Origin of the sequence: Streptomyces panaciradicis, assembly GCF_023516615.1 — a bacterium.
GTDB lineage: Bacteria > Actinomycetota > Actinomycetes > Streptomycetales > Streptomycetaceae > Streptomyces > Streptomyces panaciradicis.
This window is the reverse complement of the sequence record NZ_JAMGBF010000120.1, coordinates 13697-30676: the sequence shown is the minus strand read 5'-3', so window position 1 is coordinate 30676 and position 16980 is coordinate 13697. Positions and strand designations below refer to the sequence as shown.

Here is a 16980-nt window from a genome sequence, read left to right as displayed (position 1 = left end):
GCCGGGGAGTTCGTCGGCCGGGTCGGGAGCCGCAAGCGGCTGTACGCACGGGCCCTTGCGCCACCACTCGGGCAGCATCGCGATCGCCTCGTCGCCCAGCGGGTTCACGCCCGGACCCGCGGCCAGGGAGTGACCCACCAGCACGTGCAGGCACTTCACCCGGTCCGGCATGCCGCCCGCGCTCGGGAAGCCCTCCAGGACCTCGATCTCGTCCCGGCGCCGGATGTAGTCCTCGTGCGCGGCCCGGTAGGCGGCGGCCAGCTCCGGGTCGGTCTGCAGCCGCTCCGTCATCTCCTTCATGACGCCGTTCGCCTCCAGCGTGCCGATGGCCGAGGCGGCGCGCGGGCACGTCAGGTAGTACGTCGTCGGGAAGGGCGTGCCGTCCGGCAGCCGGGGCGCCGTCTCCACGACGTCCGGCTGTCCGCACGGGCAGCGGTGGGCGATCGCGCGCAGCCCGCGCGGCGGCCGCCCGAGCTGCTGCTTGAAGGCCTCGACGTCGGCGTCGGTGGGCTCGGTGCGCGGGGTGGGCGGCGGAGGCGTTTCCACGGAGAACTGTCTTTCTGCTCAGGTCACTGGTCGGAGGCGTCGGACTTGTCGACCCCGTCCCAGACGTTCGCGTACCACGGGCGGTCGGCGGCGCCCAGTTCGGCGCGCGACTGCCTGGCGCGGTCCGGGTCGACGACGACGTATCCCGTCTCGCCCGGCATCACGTAGTGCAGCCGCCGCCGGATCTGCTGCTCGGCGTAGGAGTCGTCCTTCCAGCGCGCCTTGAGGTCGCGCAGCTGCTCGACCCGCTCCTTGGCCTGCTGCTTCTGGCGCTCCAGGTCGGAGATCTCGGCACGCTGGGAGACGTACTGCCTTATCGGGTAGGCCAAGGCCACGACGAGGGTGCACAGCACCAGGGCGAGCAGCGCGGCCCGGCCCGTCAGCCGGGAGCGGCGGGCCTGCCGTTTGGTCTGGGAGCGGTAGACCCGGGCCGCCGTCTGCTCGCCGAGCAGCCTGAGCCTGGTCGCGGTGGAGAACCGGTCCCGGTCCTTCACGGCCATGTCCGCGCCTCCCGTTCATGCCGTTCACACGTGCGTACGTCCCCGCACACGGTACGGGACCGGTACGGGGACGTACGTACGACTGGCGCAGGATTGACCCTTTGCGGCTCAGCCCTTGAAGCGCGGGAAGGCGCTGCGGCCGGCGTACACCGCGGCGTCGTCGAGGATCTCCTCGATGCGCAGCAGCTGGTTGTACTTGGCGACGCGCTCGGAGCGGGCCGGGGCGCCGGTCTTGATCTGGCCGCAGTTGGTGGCGACGGCGAGGTCGGCGATGGTGACGTCCTCGGTCTCGCCGGAGCGGTGGGACATCATGCACTTGAAGCCGTTGCGCTGGGCGAGCTCGACGGCGTCCAGGGTCTCGGTCAGCGAGCCGATCTGGTTCACCTTCACCAGCAGGGCGTTGGCGGTGCCCTCCTCGATGCCGCGGGCCAGGCGCTCGGGGTTGGTGACGAACAGGTCGTCGCCGACGATCTGCACCTTGTCGCCGAGCTTGTCCGTGAGGACCTTCCAGCCGGCCCAGTCGTCCTCGAACAGCGGGTCCTCGATGGAGACGAGCGGGTAGGCCGCCACGAGCTCCTCGTAGTACTCCGTCATCTCGGCGGCCGAGCGGTCCTTGCCCTCGAACTGGTACTTGCCGTCCTTGTAGAACTCGGAGGCGGCGACGTCGAGCGCGAGGGCGATCTGCTCGCCGGGGACGTACCCGGCCTGCTTGATGGCCTCGAGGATCAGGTCTAGGGCGTCACGGTTGGAGCCCAGGTTCGGGGCGAAGCCGCCCTCGTCGCCGAGGCCGGTGGCCAGGCCCTTGGACTTCAGCACGGACTTGAGGGTGTGGTAGACCTCGGCGCCCCAGCGCAGGGCCTCGGAGAAGGTCTCCGCGCCGATCGGGGCGATCATGAACTCCTGGATGTCCACGTTGGAGTCGGCGTGCGAGCCGCCGTTCAGGATGTTCATCATCGGCACCGGCAGCAGGTGCGCGTTCGGGCCGCCCAGGTAGCGGAACAGGGGGAGGTCGCTGGCCTCGGAGGCGGCGTGGGCGACGGCGAGCGAGACGCCGAGGATGGCGTTGGCGCCGAGCGAGCCCTTGTTGTCGGTGGCGTCCAGGTCGAACATGGCCTGGTCGATCAGGCGCTGCTCGGTGGCGTCGTAGCCGACCAGCTCCGGGCCGATCTGCTCGATGACGGCGAGGACGGCCTTCTCGACACCCTTGCCCTTGTAGCGGTTGGGGTCGCCGTCGCGGAGCTCGATGGCCTCGAAGGCGCCCGTGGAGGCGCCGGACGGGACGGCGGCACGACCCGTGCTGCCGTCGTCGAGGCCGACCTCGACCTCGACCGTGGGGTTGCCTCGGGAGTCCAGGATTTCCCGGGCTACGACGACGTCGATGGACGGCACGAGCATCTCCTTCGTGGATGTGACGCTGGTTGTGCGGGGCACGTGGGCCTTCTTTAGGCCCTACCTCGGCCTTGCGACTAGAGCCTAACCGCCCCGGGGCCATCGGCCAGCCGACCGACCGTCCCGTGGACAAGGACAGACGGTACCTATTGTTCACGCCCGGAACAAAGGCGGGTGAACACAGCATGTATCCCGGGCGACGAGGCGCGGGCGACGGGCCGGCGGCGGGCGGGCGGCGGACCGGCCGCGGGCAGAGAAAAGCCCCGCTCCGGTGCGTACGGGGGAAGACGCACCGGAGCGGGGAGCCCGTGGGGACGGGGGTGGCCCTCACGCACCTCCACGGTGGGGGACACGGATGTGCGGGGCCTGTATGTCGGCTGTGCCTTACTTCAGGTGCAGCTGCTGACCCGGGTAGATCAGGTTGGCGTCCTCGACGATGCCCTTGTTCAGGTCGAACAGCTTCTTCCAGCCGCCCTTGACCTTGTGCGCGGAGGCGATGGAGCTGAGGGTGTCGCCCTTGACGACCTTGTACTCGCCGTCACCCTTCTTGACCTTCTTGCCGGTCGGGGTGGTGACGGTCTTGGTCGACTTCTTGGGGGCCGGACGCTCGGAGGAGCGCGAGGCCTGCTGCTCGGTGGTCGAGCGGGTGGTGGTGCTGCTCGACGAGCCGGTGGAGGCGCCGGCGCCGTTGTAGGCGGCGCTGGACAGGCCCGTGCCGCAGACCGGCCAGGCGCCCTTGCCCTGGGAGGCGAGAACCTTCTCGGCGACGGCTATCTGCTGCGCCTTGGAGGCCTGGTTGGCCTGCGCGGCGTACGCGGTGCCGCCGTACGCGGCCCAGGTGGAGGCGGAGAACTGCAGACCGCCGTAGTAGCCGTTGCCGGTGTTGATGGACCAGTTGCCGCCCGACTCGCACTGGGCGACCGCGTCCCACTCGGAGGCGGTGGCGGCGGAGGCGTTGCCGGCCGCCATCAGCGGGGCGGCGATGGCGACACCGGTGACACCGGCGAGCGCGGCGGCGCGGGTGGCCTTGGACGGACGACGGTGCTTGCCCTTGCTGGAAAACAGCATGGTGGATCCCCTCACCGACGCCTGCGAGGTGAGCTGTCGGGTTCGGGCCGGTTGAGTTGCCCGGCCGCGGACTCGCTCTCGCGAGCCGCGGCTACACCCCGAGCCACCACCGTCAACCACCCGGTGGGGCACTTACCTTGGGTCCCCCGCTCCTGCCTACGGCGCTGTGAAGCGACGACTGTTCCCGTACGGCCGCTGGCAGGATTCGGCGTTGCGGCAGACGGGGCTCGGGTTGCCGAGCGGTCACGACCGTAGACACGGAATCCGCCGAATTTCAAAGACGATCAGGGCCTCTGAGACTCATCCCACACTTTCACCAAACCGGACATTCAGCGCGAAGTGTGACGTGAACTCCCGCCTCATTTGGCCCTATTCGGCAGGGAGATCGAGGGTCTGACCGGTGAAGATGTGGTTCGGGTCGGTACCGATGGCCTGCTTGTTCGCGTCGTAGAGCGCGCGCCATCCGCCGTCCAGGTCAAGGGAGTCGGCGATGGAGGCGAGAGTGTCGCCGGTGTGCACGGTGTAGGAGTCGCGCCCGGCGGGCTTCACGCCGCTCTCGTCGGCGCTGGCGCCGCGGTGCTTGCCGGTGCCGCCGGCGGCGGGCGTGGAGTCGACCGCCCCGGTGTCGACGAGGCTCCAGGAACCCAGCGCCTGCCGGGAATTGTCCGACTCGTCACTCTTCGACCGGTCACCGGAAGAGCCACCGGCCCCCTGGGAGGCACTCGAAGCCGAAGTGGAAGGCGAGGCCGACTTGCCCGATTTGCTGGACTTACCGGTGGAATGAGAAGAAGAACCGGGAGTGGCCGAGGGTGAACCGGACGCGTCCGACGAGGCGGAATCGCCGGAGGGGTCGCTCGACGCGGTGCCCGACGAATTGGACAAACCGGTGGAGTTCGAACTGTCCGACGAACCGGACGAGTCGGACGAGCCGCCCCCGATGCCGGTGTCCACGTCGGCCGAACCGGAGTCCTTGCTCAGCCCCGACGTCAGTCCACAGGTATGGAAGGCGCCGACGCCCTCGGCGTCCAGGAGCTTCTCCGCGACGGCTATCTGCTGGTTGCGGCTGGCCAGGTCGGGCCGGGTGGCGTAGTCGAGGCCGCCGTACTTCTCCCAGTCCGCCTGAGAGAGCTTCAGGCCGCCGTAGAAGCCGCTGCCACTGTTCTCGCTCCAGGAGCCACCCGTCTCGCACTGCGCCACCTTGTCCCAGGTGGTCCCGTCGGCGGCGCTGGCGCCGCCCGCCGCGAACAGCGGGATCGCGATGGCGGAGCCGGTCACTCCGGCCGCGACGAGGAGAGCCGGAGCCTGGCGGGGGCGACGGTGACGACCGTTCCCGGAGAGCATGCGGAGGGCCTTTCGCGAGACAGCAGTGACCGCGGCGCGTGAACCTTGGGCCAAACCTTCGCGCCGCTGTTGATCCGTGAACGTAGCGGCAACCGATCACTTGTCACAAGTTAATGCCGCGTAGATCACGTGAAGATCACAGACTTGAGCGCGTGTCACGTTTGCGCGGTGGGTCGCGCTGCCTCGACCGGGGTGAACTCGACCGGGAGCGTGCGCAGTCCGCGCATGATGAGCCCGCCCCGCCACCTCAACTCCCCCGGATCCCCGGCCAGTCGGAGGTCCGGCAGCCGGGTGAGCAGGGTAGCGAGGGCGGTCTGGCCCTCCAGCCGGGCCAGCGGGGCGCCGAGGCAGTAGTGGATGCCATGGCCGTACCCCAGATGCTGGTTGTCACGCCGGGACAGGTCGAGGGTGTCGGGATCGGTGAAGCGGGCGGGGTCGCGGTCGGCGGCGGCGAGGACGACGAGGACGGGGTCGCCGGCCGCGATGTCCTGTCCGCCGATGGTGAGCGGCTCGGTGGCGAACCGCCACGTGGCGAGCTCCACCGGGCCGTCGTAGCGCAGGAGTTCCTCCACGCCGGTCTCCAACAGGCCGCGCTCGCCCGCCGCGAGGGAGGTCTGCAGGCGGGTCCGCTGCTCGGGGTGGGTGAGGAGGGCGTAGGTGCCGTTGCCGATGAGGTTGACGGTGGTCTCGAAGCCCGCGAAGAGCAGGATGAAGGCCATCGCCGCGGCCTCGTTCTCGGTGAGGTGCTCGCCGTGGTCGGAGGCGCGGATCAGGCCGGAGATGAGGTCCTCGCCGGGGGCGGGGGTGTCCGGGAGGGCGGCGCGCTTGCGGTGGATGAGGTCGGCGAGATACCCACGCATCTTCTTCACCGACCGCGCCACCCCGCCCCTGGGGCCGCCCTGATGCCGAATCATCATGCCCGCCCAGTCCCGGAAGTCGTCCTGGTCCTCGCGGGGGACGCCGAGCAGGTCGCAGATCGCGTAGATGGGCAGCGGGAAGGCGAACTCGTGGATGAGGTCGGCCTCGCCCTTCGCCGCGAACCCGTCGATGAACTGATCGGTCAACTGCTGGACGCGCGGCGCGAACTCGGCCACCCGACGGGGTGTGAACGCCTTCGAGACGAGACGCCGCAGCCGGGTGTGGTCGGGCGGGTCGATGTTGAGCAGATGCGTCATCAACTCGGCCTTGCGCTCACCGGGGATGCCCGTCTTGCCCTTGGCGTGGGCGGGCTCGTCGTGGTGGGCCGGGTTCTTGGACAGCCGGTGGTCGGCGAGGGTCTGCTTGGCGTCGGCGTACCGCGTGACCAGCCAGGCCTCGACCCCGCTGGGCAGGGTCGTCCGATGCACGGGGGCGTGCGCGCGCAGCCAGGCGTAGGCGGGGTAGGGGTCGGTGGCGAATTCCCAGGTGAAGAGGTCGGGCATCGCGGGGGCAGAGGCGCGGGCGGGGGTGTCGGGGCGGGGCTGGTCGGTCACTCCCCGACCGTATCCGGGATTTCCCGGAGGGCCGCCCTCGCGCCCGGGCGGTCTGCGGCGCCGCCGGCGGCCCGGGCACCGGGCACCGCTCCCGCGGCGACGGAACTACCCTTCGAGCCCCTCCGCTGCCCGGACCGCGTCCCGGTAAGCCCTCGCCGCGACCCGCAGCGCCGCCTCGGGGTCCACTCCCTCCGCCTCCGCCCGCGCCGCCAGCGCCAGCAGCTCGTACCCGACGCCCTGCCCGGTGGGCAGCGGCACCTCCAGCCCGGCCGTCCGCACCCGCGAGGCGAGCTTCGCGGCGAGGGCGAGGCCCGGCTGCCCGAGAGGTATGCCGTCCGTCACCGACTCCCGTTGCTTCTCGATCGCCTTGGTGCGCAGCCAGTGCTCCTTGACCTCCTCCGGGGTCGAGGCGGTCTCGTCGCCGAAGACGTGCGGGTGGCGGTGGATGAGCTTGGCGACGATGCCGCCTGCCACGTCGTCGATGGAGAAGGGGGCGTCGGGGTCCTCCTCGGCGATGCGGGAGTGGAAGACGACCTGGAGCAGGACGTCGCCCAGTTCCTCGCGCAGCTCTTCGCGGTCGCCGTCCTCGATCGCCTCGACGAGTTCGTAGGCCTCCTCGATGCCGTACTTCGCCAGGCCCTTGTGGGTCTGCTGCGAGGACCAGGGGCACTCGGCGCGGATGCGGTCCATGACCTGGACGAGGTCCAGCAGACGGGCGCCGGGGAGGTCGTAGGAGGCAGGGAGGAGTTCCAGCTCGGGCATGCTGACCCGGCCGGAGCCGGCGAGGCGGGCCAGACCGTCGGTGAGGGCGGGCTCGCCCTCGCCCGTGGCGACGACGACCACGGTGCGGCCGCCGGTGCAGGCGGCCACCAGCTCCTGCGCCGTCGGGGACGCCTCGTCGACCCGTAGGCCCGCCTCCCGCAGATACGGCAGCTGCGGGTGGGCGCCGTCCGCGCACAGCACGCGGTCGGCGGCGTGCAGGACCTGCCAGGCGGGCCAGGACATCAGGCCGGGCGCGACACGGTGGCTGGTGGTCAGCAGGACGACGCGGCCGGGGGCGAGGGCCTGGTCGGGGTCCTGGTCGGAGGCCGGGTCCGGGGCGGGGTCGAAGCTGGTTGCGTTCACGATTCGAAGCTAACGCACGTCACCGACAGCCCTGTGAGTTGTCCACAGGCGGAGGCCACAGGGCCGGATATCCACAGGCACCGGCGGGCGTCCACACGGGCGCCCGCCGCTGCTGCCGGACCGTTCCTCCGGCCACTCCTCCGGCTACGCGGTGCCCTGCGAGGCCGCCGTCGTGACCTCCCGCACCCACGGCGTCTTCGCGTCGACGCGGCTGCTCTTCTGGACGTCCCAGGCGCCGTAGCGCGGGTTGAGGTCGACGTGGAGTTCCTTGGACGCCTTGGCCAGGGCGCCCCAGAAGGCCGGCTTGCTGGTGTCGGTGCCGAGGGTCTGGGCGAGCTTCTGGGCCTCCAGCTGGAGGCGGAGGTTGTCGTCGAGGCGCTCGGGGGCCACGCCGTACTGCTGCAGCCACGCCGTCTCCAGCGCCTTGGAGCCGCCGACCTGCTGTTCCAGGCCGCTGCGCATCTGCTGGATCTCCTTGGGGGTGACGCTCACGCCGTTGTCCTGGGCGGCCCGGTGCAGTACCCGGTCGAGCACCATGTTGTGCAGGGTGTCGCGGGTGAGGCTGCCGGTCTGGGCGACGGCCTGCTTGTACTGCGCGTCGTTCGCCACGGCCGCGCGCTGGGCGGTGCGGACCTCGTTGACCCGGTTCTCCAGCTGCGCCACGGTGATCCGCTGGCCGCCGACGACGGCCGCGGCGCCGGGATGCGAGTCGCTTCCACAGGCGGTGAGGACGGGCGCCGCGGCGGCGATCGCGGCGGTGAGCAGGAGCGCGGTGCGACGGCGGCGGTGCAAGGAAGCCTCCCGAGGAGATTGTGCGACGGTGCACAAAGTCTTGCGGTGATCGATGTTAGGCAGTGGGACGGCTGTGGCCAACCCATTCGACCGACCCATTCGACCAACGATTCACCGCGGCTTCGGGCACCGCCGCGCCCGGGAGGCTTCGGCGGGCTCAGCCGGTGATGGCCACCGGGGCGTCCCACGCGTCGCGGTCCACGGTGATCGTGTAGCCGTTGCGCGTCTCCTTGCTGTTGACCAGGTACTGGTGGCCGCGGCTGTGGCCGGTGTACTGGGTCGAGCCGAACGGCCAGTCCGCCGTCGTGGTGTTCTGCTTGTCCCACAGCGCGTACCAGAGGTTGCCCGGCAGGTCCGTCTTGTCGGTGGCGTTCGCGACGGCCTTGGCGCTGGAGCTGGTGAAGCCGTAGTAGCCGGCGCGGTAGGTCTTGGCGCGCAGTTCCTTGTCGAAGGCGCGTACGTAGGTGAGCACGACGTCGTTGCACGACGTGTTCGTGATGTCGTACGACTCCATGTCGAGGTAGATCGGGCTGCCGGCCTTCATGCCGAGCGCGGAGGCCTTGGCGACGGCGTCGTCCGCGTCGGTCTTGCCGAGGGAGGCCGCGGTCGTGGCGGTGAGCTTCTCGGGGTTGGAACCGGACTGGCAGGGCGGCTGGGCGCCGACGTAGATCGGGATGAGCTTCCAGCCGAGGGTGCTGACGGACTTGACCCAGGAGGCGGTGAGGTTGGGCTGCGAGCAGCCCCGGTTCCTGCCGCCGACGTAGACGGCCGCGGCACCGTAGAAGCCGGTGTGCCAGGCCTTCATCGCGGACAGGGAGGGCGCGGCGCAGGTGTCGAAGGCGCGCCCGGTGTACGTCTTCTGCGCGGGCCAGGTGGTGGCGGCCATGGAGGTCTGCGCGGCCACACCCGCTCCGGCGACGACGGGGGCGCCGGCGACGGCCCACGTGATGTATCTGCGCTTCTTCGACTGCCGGTGGCCGGCCATGATCCCCACCCTTGGTTGTGCCTGGCGTCGTGCCTGGCGAAAACGAATCGCAACTTATCCGGGGCCGTTCATGCGTTCGGGAAACACAAGCCCCACGGATGCACAAGATTCCCTCACGGCACGGCAAAATCGTGCCTTCTTTCAGCCGCTTTCAGCCGCGCACCTGCCCGAGCCACTGCAGCGTGCGGCGAATCTCGGCCGCGAGCGGGTGGCCGGGGCCCCGCAGGCGCTCGACGTCCATCAGCAGGCGCGCGAGCGTGTCGTGCGCGGCGGGGCGGTCGCCGAGGGCGAGGAGGAGGTGGCCCATGCGGCGGCGGACCTCGTGGGAGAGCTCGGGGTCGCCCGCCGACACGTACTGGTTCTCGTAGTACGGCAGCAGCGCGCGGTACTCCGCGAGCGCCCCCGCCGGATCGCCGAGCGCCTCCAGGCACTGGGCGGCCTCGTAGCGGAACCGCAGCGACTGGGGGTCGGCCTGCCCGGCCTCGGCGGCGCGTTCGTCGGCGAGACGGCGCAGTTCGGGCAGCGCGCGCCGGTACTGGCCGTCGTCCATGAGCGTGGCCGCGTACTGCTTGCGCAGGGTGCGCACGACCGGGGAGTGCTCGCCGTGCTGCTCCGCGGCGGCGGGCAGGATCGCGCCGAGGATGTCGACGGCCTGGGTGATGCGGCCCTCGCCGAGGAGGCGCTTGACCTCGTCGACGGCGCGCGCGACGTCGGGTTTCTCGGCGCTCTCGGGGGCGGGCGTGACAGGGGCGGGCTGGGGCGCGGGCGTGCGCGCGCGGTCCGGCCAGGGGGCGTGCGGGCGCAGGAAGGGGCGCGTGGGGTCGAGGGGCGCCCCTGTGGGCGTCCCTCGCGCGGGCAGGAGCAGCGCCAGGTGCTCGTACACCTCCTGCGCGGACGCCGGACGGTGCTGCGGGTCCTTCGCGAGCAGGCGCAGGACGAGCGCTTCGAGCGGTTCCGGGACCTCGGGGCGGACACGGCGCACGGGCACCGGGGGCTCGTACAGGTGCCGGTGCAGCACGCCGAGCGCCGTGGAGCCGGCGAACGGGACGTCGCCGCTGAGCAGTTCGTGCAGGAGCACGCCGAGCGCGTACAGGTCGGTGTACGGGCCGACCGCGCCGCCCATGGCCTGCTCGGGCGCCATGTAGGCGGGCGAGCCGATGGGCGTGCCGGTGTGGGTGAGCCGGGTGGTGTCGGCGTCCATGACGGAGGCCACGCCCAGGTCGAGGACGGTGACGGTGCCGTCCTGCTTGACCATCACGTTGCGCGGCTTGAGGTCGCGGTGGACGATCGGCACGGCGTGCACGGCGCTGAGCACGGCGCACAGTTGCGCGGCGACCGCGACGGCCCACTGCCAGGGGTACGGGTCGTGTTCGGCGAGGTGGTCGGAGAGGTCTGCGCCGTCGACGTACTGCATGACGAGGAACAGCTCCTCGCCCTCGCTGCCCGCGTCGTGCACGGTGACGAGCCCGGGGTGGTCGACCTGAGCCGTCACCCGGCACTCGCGCACGAACCGCCGGCGCAGTTCGTCGGCCTCCTGCCCGGCCACCTTGTCGGGGCGCAGCAGCTTCACCGCCACGCGCCGGTCGAGCCGCTGGTCGTAGGCCGTCCAGACCTGTCCCATGCCGCCCTGCCCGATGAGCGTGGACAGTTCGTACCGCCCGGCGACGACGCGTCCTGCCGTCACGGTCACCTTCCGCCCTCGTGGTCGCCGTCGCTCCCGCCGGGGTGCTTGCGCAAGTAGTCGCTGAGTTCGTCGAGTTCGGCGCGCACCTGGTCGATGCGGGCGGGCGCGGGCCGCTGCGGCGGCGCGGGGGCCGTCGCGGGCGGGTGCGGCACGGGCGTGTGGGAGGCGGGCGTGTGGGGCGCGGGCGTGTGGGGTGCGGGCGTGTGGGGTGCGGGCGTGTGGGGCATCGGGGGCGGGGCGTAGGGCGCCTGCGGGGTGCTCGGCACGGTCGCCGCGGTGAACGGCGAGGACGGGTGCGGGTATCCGTAGCCCGGCGTCATCGGCGGCCGGCCGGCGTACGTTCCACCGAGCCGGCTGAAGTGACGTATGTCCGCGTAGAGGAAGTACCCGGCGCAGGCGACGGCGTTCAGCAGCAGGATGCTCATGCCGATGTTGCCGTTCGGCGTGCTGAAGTCGTCGGTGTGGTCGGTGCTGAGGAAGGCGAAGCTGGTGCCGAGGGCCACCACCGAGGCCGCGAAGACCCACCACTCTGCCGCCCGGCGCGTCACGATCGCCGCGCGGAGCGTCGCCACCCACGCCAGGAACCCGATGCTCAGGATCGGCACGGCCACGAAGATCACGCGCAGCACGACCAGCGCCCCCGTCGAGGGTCGCTTCGGCGGAGGCGGCGCGTAGCCGGGGCCTTGCATGGCTGCTCCTGGAGGCCTGGTGGGGGCGGACGTGTGTGCCGTGTCCGAGCGTATAGGCCGACAAGGACAACCGGTCCGGCTTGTACCGAACCGTTGTCGTGCTGATCGGCTCCCGGTGCGGCGCGTGGTTCTCGGCCGTCTCAGCCGGGCGTCACCGTCCCGTCCGTCAGCCCGTCGTACATCCCGCGCACGAGCTGATCCCCGAGCCGGTTCGCGCGCCTGAGCGCCCGCTCGAACTCGTCGAGTGCGCGGAAACGCGCGCCGTAGCGCCGTTGTTCGTCGAGCGCGAGCCGGGGCAGCTGGAGCCGGCGCACGTCCAGGCGCGTGGCCGTGGACGCATAACTGCTGGCCTGACGGTTGTTGGCGGTGCCGCGCAGGAAGCCGGCGAGGAACCACGGGTCGAGCGCCGCGGGATCGGGGCGCAGGAGCACGAGGTTGCGCCCCAGGGCGGCGCCCCCCGTCGCGTCGTCGATCACGCGCGCCACCGCGCCACCGCCGAGCACCGGTACGACGACGTCGCCCGGCTCGGTCAGCACGGCCTCCTCGTCGCTCTCGGGGAGCGTGCCGGAGGGCGCCGTACCGGCGAGGACGTCGTGGTCGGTGAGAACGGGCACGCGCGCGTGGCCGCCGTTTCCACCGGTACGCATCACCAGGGCTCCCCCGCGCGCGAGTTCACCGACGGTCGTGAACGGCCAGCGGGGCGCGGGCTGCGCGGGGGCCGCGGGCGGCGGGGTGAGGTCGACGGTCAGGCGCAGGGTGTCGCCGAGGCGTTCGCGTACGGCGGTGAGCGCGTCGGTGCCGTCGGCCGCGGCCGGCGGGGGCAGGTGGCGGGCCGGCGCGAGGTCGACGTCGTCGTCGAGGAGGTCGATGACGGGCAGGGAGCGGGCCACGCCGGGGCGTTCCTCCCGGAGGGTGCCCGCCCGGTCGAAGGCGCTCCAGGCGTCGAGGACGGCCTCGCGCACGGCCCGCCAGTCGGGCCCGCCGCGCCCCTCGGTGGCGTACTGCCCGGTGTCGACGAGCAGCACCTCGGGCTGCGCGGGCGCCTTGTCGGGCCGGCGCAGCACCCACAGGTGGAGCGGGATGTTGTACGGCGGTGCCGCGCCGATGGGCAGCGCGACGACGGCGCGCAGCGCGCCGCGGCGCAGCAGGTCGGCGCGGATGCGGCGGCCGGAGCGACGGGAGGCGGCGGCGGGCGGCATGAGCAGCACGGCCGTGCCGCCGTCCCGCAGACGGGCCAGGGCGTGCTGGACCCAGGCGAGCTCGGACTCGTTGCGGGCGGGGAAGCCGTACTCCCAGCGGGGGTCGTAGGCGAGTTCGTCGTGTCCCCAGTTGCGCTCGTTGAACGGCGGGTGGCACAGGACGGCGTCGGCGCGCAGGTCCGGGAAGGCGTCGGCACGCAGGGTGTCGCCCGCGGCGGCGCGCACGGTGGCCCGGGTGTGCAGGGCGAGGCGCAGCGCGGTGAGCGCGGCGAGGTCGGTGACGTCGTCCTGGGCGTAGAGCTCCTGGTCGGGGCGGGCGGAGACGGCGCGCAGGAGGGCGCCGGTGCCGGCGGCCGGGTCGAGGAGGGTGCGGGCCGGGCCGGCCAGGTCGGCCATGAGGCCGGCGAGTTCGGCGGGCGTGAGCGTGTACTGGCGCGGGTTGGCGTCGAGATGCCGGCCGAGGAGGAACTCGAACGCCTGCCGGGCGCCCAGGTCGGCGGCGAGTTCGGCGGCGCCGCGCAGGAGGGGGGCGGAGGGGAGGAGCTGGGGGCCGGTGGGGGTGTGAACTGCCGGCGAGGTGTTCACAGCGTGAACGGCTGAGGGTGTGTTCACGGCGTGAACCGGCGGTGCCGTGTTCACAGCGTGCGGCGCGCTCGTCCGGGGTGGCTGGTCGACGGAGGTCGGCGAGTTCACAGCCCCCGGAGCGTTCACGGCTGCCGGGCCGGTCGTGGGCCGCGAGCCGAACCGCGGCACCAGCACCTGCTCCAGCGCCCCGGGCAGCATCGCGGCCAGCCGCTCGTCCGACCCCGAGCTCACCTCGAGCCACACCGTCGGCCGGTCATGGATGAGCAGCAGGACGCATCCCGCGTGCGTGAGCGCGGTGACCGGCCCCTCGGGGTGCCCGGCGAGCTGCTGCCAGACGCGTTCGCGCAGCGGGACCTCGGCGAGTTTCCCCTGCTTGCGCAGCCAGGCCTCGATCTCGGTGAGGGCGAAGGAGGGGCTGGTCTCGGTGCCGCCGACCGGCTTGGGGAAGTCGGCGTGGCGGCGGCGCCAGTTGCTGACGGCGGCGCGGCCGACGCCGGCCAGCCGGGCGATCCCGGCGGCGGTCACCTCTGTCGCGTTGTCCTGCACCCGTCGGCTCCCCTCGTCGTCCCCGTGTCCCGACCTCTGCGTGTGAGCCGAGCATACCGACGCAGGCAAGATCTACCCCTTCACGCTCGTGTACACATCGACTTCCGTGAACAGTGTTGACTCGGTTCACAAGCTCTGCTCTTATTGACCCATCGAACAGCGACCGCCGCCAAGGAGGCGGCCGCACCGTCCGAGGGGGGACACAGCCATGGGCATGAAGGGCAAGGTCGCACTGGGGGCCGTCGTCGGGATCGTCGTCATCGGCGCCGTGTCGGCGAACGCCGGCAGCAACGGCGACAACGGCAACGGCCACGACACCAGCGGCAAGGGCTCCTCGGCGTCCGCCGGCCACGACTCCGACGGCGAGAAGAGCGCCAAGGGCAAGGACGCCGGCGCGAAGGCCACGCAGAAGAAGGCCGCCTTCGCGGGGGACGGCGAGTACCGGGTCGGCAAGGACATAAAGCCCGGCACCTACCGCACCACCGGCAACAGCGACGGTATGTGCTACTGGGAGCGCGCCAAGGACGCCAAGGGCGAGATGGACTCGATCCTGGCCAACGACAACGTCACCGGCGCCAGTTACGTGACCGTCAAGCCCACCGACAAGATCTTCAAGTCCAACGGCTGCAAGGACTGGGAGGCCGTCGACCTCAAGGCGAAGGCCAAGGGCGCGTCCGCCTCCCGGATGGCCGGCGACGGCGGCATGTTCCGGGTCGGCGCCGACATCGCGCCCGGCACCTACCGTTCCACCGGCAACGCCGACGACTCCTGCTACTGGGAGCGCACCAAGGACGCCAAGGGCGACATGAACTCCATCATCGCCAACAACAACGTCAGCGGCACGGCCGTCGTCACCATCAGCGCCTCGGACGGCTACTTCAAGACGACGGGCTGCAAGGACTGGAAGAAGGCCTGACCGGACCGGACCGACTCCCGTCGCCGGCCCCGCGATCGCCACCGCACCGCCCCCGTCCCCGTCTTCCGCCCCCCACGCTCACCTCCCCTCCCACACCACCACGTGAAGGACTGTCATGCGTCTCTCGCCCCGTGCCGCCAGCCTGTTCGCCGTCGCAGCGCTCCCCCTGGCCCTCACCGCCTGTTCCTCCGGTTCGCCCTCCGGCTCGTCCGCCGACACGGGCGCGAACGCCAAGCCGGCCAAGGCCAAGGACCTCAACGCCGGTCTGGCCACGGGTACGGAGCTGAAGAAGGCGCTGGCGCCCGCGTCGGCCTTCCCGGCCGGGTTCACCCTCGAATCCGACGGCGCCTCGGACAGCGGCGGCCACTTCCTGTCCCCGTCGGCCCGCAAGACCGCCAAGCCGGACTGCTCCAAGCTGGAGGCCACGTCCTGGATCCAGGTGACCGGCTACGAGGGCGGTGTGTCGTTCGCGCAGGACGACTACGTCAACCAGGACAAGACCGAGGAAATGGCCCAGGAGATCGACGAGTTCCAGGGCTCCACGGCCCAGGACGTGATGAAGCGGCTCCAGTCGGTCGCGGCGGAGTGCGCCACGTTCACCGACACGGACGCGCACGCCAAGGTGAAGGTCGCGGGCGCCGCGACGGCCGGGCTCGGTGACGAGGCCTACACCATGACGCTGACGAGCGGCGCCTGGCAGAACGGCACCACGCTCGTGGCGGCCCGTTCGGGCAACGCCGTGGTGACCGTGCTTTCCACGGCGGGCGGCGACAACGGCGCCGCGACCGCGAAGAAGCTGACGGGCCGGCTCCTGACGTCCCTGAAGGACCTGAAGACCGCCTGATCCACGTCACGGTCACACGCCCGACCGGCCCGGCAGGCCGTGCGCGCCCACCGGCGCGCGCACCCTGCCGGGCCGCCGTCGTGCCCGCAGAACCGTGCGAAGACCCCGGTCAGCCCGCGTGGAACCGCGCCGGGGCGTCGGTCGGGTTGCCGCCCGCGGGGAGCTTCTGCCCGGGACAGGTCCGGAGCACCTTCTCCATGGCGGCCTTCTCGGCTGCGGTCACCCACAGCTGGTACTTCTTCTTCACCGCGACCTGGGCGGCGACGTACGTGCACCGGTACGCCTTGTTCGGGGGCAGCCAGGTCGCCGTGTCGCCGTCGCCCTTCGCCCGGTTGGTGCTCGCGTCCACCGCTATGAGGTTGAGCGGGTCGTTGGCGAGGGCGATGCGCTTGCCCGCGTCCCAGTACTTGGCACCCTTCTGCCAGGCGTCGGAGAGCGCGACGACGTGGTCGATGTCGACGAGGCTGCGGCCGCGCCGGTAGGTGACCTTCTTGCCGGAGTAGGGGTCCGACTCCAGTACGCCGTACGACACCTTGCAGCGGCCGCCGGTGAACCTCACCTCGTCCAGGTCCCGTTTGAGGATGTCGTCGCGCGTGTCGCAGGAGTTGGAGTCGGTGTCGGCCCAGGCGGTGCCGAACCGTTCCCGCGAGTAGCCCGTCTTCGGAGCGCGGCCCTTGACGGTCAGCGACTCGGCCGCGGTGAGGGCGGCGCCGCCGCCCCCGGTCTCCTGCGGCCCGCCGGACCCGGTGGTCGTCTCCGCCTTGCACCCGGTCACGGCGACCACCAGCACGACGGCAGCCGCGGTCCCGCCCCTCAGACGCCTCACGTCGCGTCCCTCCCCTTTGCCACCCCGGTCGGCCCCCGCACGGGGCGTCTTCCCTGTACGACTGTGCGCACACCGTAGCGACAGGGCGCGCGGGTGCACGCACGAGGGTCACGCAGGGTTTCGGCCAGGCGCTCCACGAGTGGGCATTTGCCTCATACCAGTCGTATCGTCGATTCTGAGTCACCTCTGGAAGGAGCTCTGGATGGGCATCTTCGACAGGTTCAAGAGCAACCGCATGGCGCAGGACAAGGCCAGGGACATGTCCGACGCCGCGGAGAAGAAGGTCAACGAGAGGACGGGCAACAAGTACGAGAGCCAGGTCGACCAGGGCCAGCAGAGGCTCGAGGAGCAGCTCGGCATGGACCGCGACCGCGAACGCCCCGACCAGCCGTAGACCGGCGCGCACGGCCCCACGCGAACGGCTCGCCGCACACTGACGTCCAGGCCACCCGCCCCCTGTGGGGCGGGTGGCC

15 protein-coding genes, 1 pseudogene and 1 riboswitch are annotated in these 16980 nt (G+C 71.6%); of the genes and pseudogenes, 3 read left to right on the top strand and 13 right to left on the bottom strand.

Annotated features, from left to right (window positions below; translation table 11 throughout):
- Positions 1–96 precede the first annotated feature (96 nt).
- From M8J74_RS44870 to M8J74_RS32380, 12 genes and pseudogenes are all read right to left on the bottom strand, one after another.
- A pseudogene (locus M8J74_RS44870) lies at positions 97–546 on the bottom strand (DUF501 domain-containing protein); the annotation flags it as partial.
- A gap of 23 nt (positions 547–569) precedes the next feature.
- The gene (locus M8J74_RS32430; RefSeq protein WP_249839867.1) at positions 570–1046 is read right to left on the bottom strand and encodes an FtsB family cell division protein; all 477 of its coding nucleotides are present in this window, start codon (positions 1044–1046) and stop codon (positions 570–572) included.
- A 108-nt stretch (positions 1047–1154) separates the two neighbouring features.
- On the bottom strand, positions 1155–2441 hold the full coding sequence (eno, locus tag M8J74_RS32425) for a phosphopyruvate hydratase (RefSeq protein ID WP_058924887.1): 1287 nt from the start codon (positions 2439–2441) through the stop codon (positions 1155–1157).
- 378 nt (positions 2442–2819) lie between these two features.
- The gene (locus M8J74_RS32420) at positions 2820–3503 is read right to left on the bottom strand and encodes a LysM peptidoglycan-binding domain-containing protein (RefSeq protein ID WP_249839866.1); all 684 of its coding nucleotides are present in this window, start codon (positions 3501–3503) and stop codon (positions 2820–2822) included.
- A gap of 3 nt (positions 3504–3506) precedes the next feature.
- Positions 3507–3677, bottom strand: a riboswitch (cyclic di-AMP (ydaO/yuaA leader).
- A gap of 195 nt (positions 3678–3872) precedes the next feature.
- Positions 3873–4844 (bottom strand): LysM peptidoglycan-binding domain-containing protein, encoded by a 972-nt coding sequence (locus M8J74_RS32415; RefSeq protein WP_249839865.1) that lies wholly within the window; start codon positions 4842–4844, stop codon positions 3873–3875.
- A gap of 155 nt (positions 4845–4999) precedes the next feature.
- On the bottom strand, positions 5000–6316 hold the full coding sequence (locus M8J74_RS32410; RefSeq protein ID WP_249839864.1) for a cytochrome P450 family protein: 1317 nt from the start codon (positions 6314–6316) through the stop codon (positions 5000–5002).
- Positions 6317–6421: 105 nt separating this feature from the next.
- Complete coding sequence (locus M8J74_RS32405) at positions 6422–7441, bottom strand: nucleoside triphosphate pyrophosphohydrolase (RefSeq protein ID WP_308406138.1); 1020 nt, start codon at positions 7439–7441, stop codon at positions 6422–6424.
- Positions 7442–7585: 144 nt separating this feature from the next.
- The gene (locus tag M8J74_RS32400; RefSeq protein ID WP_249839863.1) at positions 7586–8233 is read right to left on the bottom strand and encodes a SurA N-terminal domain-containing protein; all 648 of its coding nucleotides are present in this window, start codon (positions 8231–8233) and stop codon (positions 7586–7588) included.
- A 157-nt stretch (positions 8234–8390) separates the two neighbouring features.
- Entirely contained in the window at positions 8391–9218 is an 828-nt protein-coding gene (locus M8J74_RS32395; protein ID WP_249839862.1) for a glycoside hydrolase domain-containing protein, read from the bottom strand.
- Between the two features lie 151 nt (positions 9219–9369).
- A complete protein-coding gene (locus tag M8J74_RS32390) occupies positions 9370–10866 on the bottom strand; it encodes a serine/threonine-protein kinase (RefSeq protein WP_275297645.1) in 1497 nt (498 codons plus the stop codon).
- 38 nt (positions 10867–10904) lie between these two features.
- Positions 10905–11591 carry a hypothetical protein gene (locus M8J74_RS32385; RefSeq protein WP_249839861.1) on the bottom strand — a complete coding sequence of 229 codons (687 nt, stop codon included), beginning with the start codon at positions 11589–11591 and terminating at the stop codon, positions 10905–10907.
- A gap of 140 nt (positions 11592–11731) precedes the next feature.
- Complete coding sequence (locus tag M8J74_RS32380) at positions 11732–13921, bottom strand: N-6 DNA methylase (protein WP_249839860.1); 2190 nt, start codon at positions 13919–13921, stop codon at positions 11732–11734.
- A 208-nt stretch (positions 13922–14129) separates the two neighbouring features.
- Between M8J74_RS32380 and M8J74_RS32375 the strand changes: the two genes are divergently transcribed.
- Positions 14130–14837 carry an Rv1352/Rv1906c domain-containing protein gene (locus tag M8J74_RS32375; RefSeq protein ID WP_249839859.1) on the top strand — a complete coding sequence of 236 codons (708 nt, stop codon included), beginning with the start codon at positions 14130–14132 and terminating at the stop codon, positions 14835–14837.
- Positions 14838–14952: 115 nt separating this feature from the next.
- Positions 14953–15681: a hypothetical protein gene (locus M8J74_RS32370; RefSeq protein ID WP_249839858.1), complete on the top strand. Its 729-nt coding sequence runs from the start codon at positions 14953–14955 to the stop codon at positions 15679–15681.
- 109 nt (positions 15682–15790) lie between these two features.
- Here M8J74_RS32370 and M8J74_RS32365 read toward each other — a convergent pair whose 3' ends face one another.
- Complete coding sequence (locus M8J74_RS32365; protein ID WP_249839857.1) at positions 15791–16507, bottom strand: HNH endonuclease family protein; 717 nt, start codon at positions 16505–16507, stop codon at positions 15791–15793.
- A 202-nt stretch (positions 16508–16709) separates the two neighbouring features.
- Between M8J74_RS32365 and M8J74_RS32360 the strand changes: the two genes are divergently transcribed.
- Complete coding sequence (locus tag M8J74_RS32360; RefSeq protein WP_058924876.1) at positions 16710–16901, top strand: antitoxin; 192 nt, start codon at positions 16710–16712, stop codon at positions 16899–16901.
- Positions 16902–16980 lie beyond the last annotated feature (79 nt).

Coding starts and splice junctions, on each gene's coding strand:
- M8J74_RS32395 (WP_249839862.1), bottom strand. CDS start 9,218: ATGGCCGGCCACCGGCAGTCGAAGAAGCGCAGATACATCACGTGGGCC.
- M8J74_RS32360 (WP_058924876.1), top strand. CDS start 16,710: ATGGGCATCTTCGACAGGTTCAAGAGCAACCGCATGGCGCAGGACAAG.
- eno (WP_058924887.1), bottom strand. CDS start 2,441: ATGCTCGTGCCGTCCATCGACGTCGTCGTAGCCCGGGAAATCCTGGAC.
- M8J74_RS32375 (WP_249839859.1), top strand. CDS start 14,130: ATGGGCATGAAGGGCAAGGTCGCACTGGGGGCCGTCGTCGGGATCGTC.
- M8J74_RS32420 (WP_249839866.1), bottom strand. CDS start 3,503: ATGCTGTTTTCCAGCAAGGGCAAGCACCGTCGTCCGTCCAAGGCCACC.
- M8J74_RS32430 (WP_249839867.1), bottom strand. CDS start 1,046: ATGGCCGTGAAGGACCGGGACCGGTTCTCCACCGCGACCAGGCTCAGG.
- M8J74_RS32370 (WP_249839858.1), top strand. CDS start 14,953: ATGCGTCTCTCGCCCCGTGCCGCCAGCCTGTTCGCCGTCGCAGCGCTC.
- M8J74_RS32415 (WP_249839865.1), bottom strand. CDS start 4,844: ATGCTCTCCGGGAACGGTCGTCACCGTCGCCCCCGCCAGGCTCCGGCT.
- M8J74_RS32385 (WP_249839861.1), bottom strand. CDS start 11,591: ATGCAAGGCCCCGGCTACGCGCCGCCTCCGCCGAAGCGACCCTCGACG.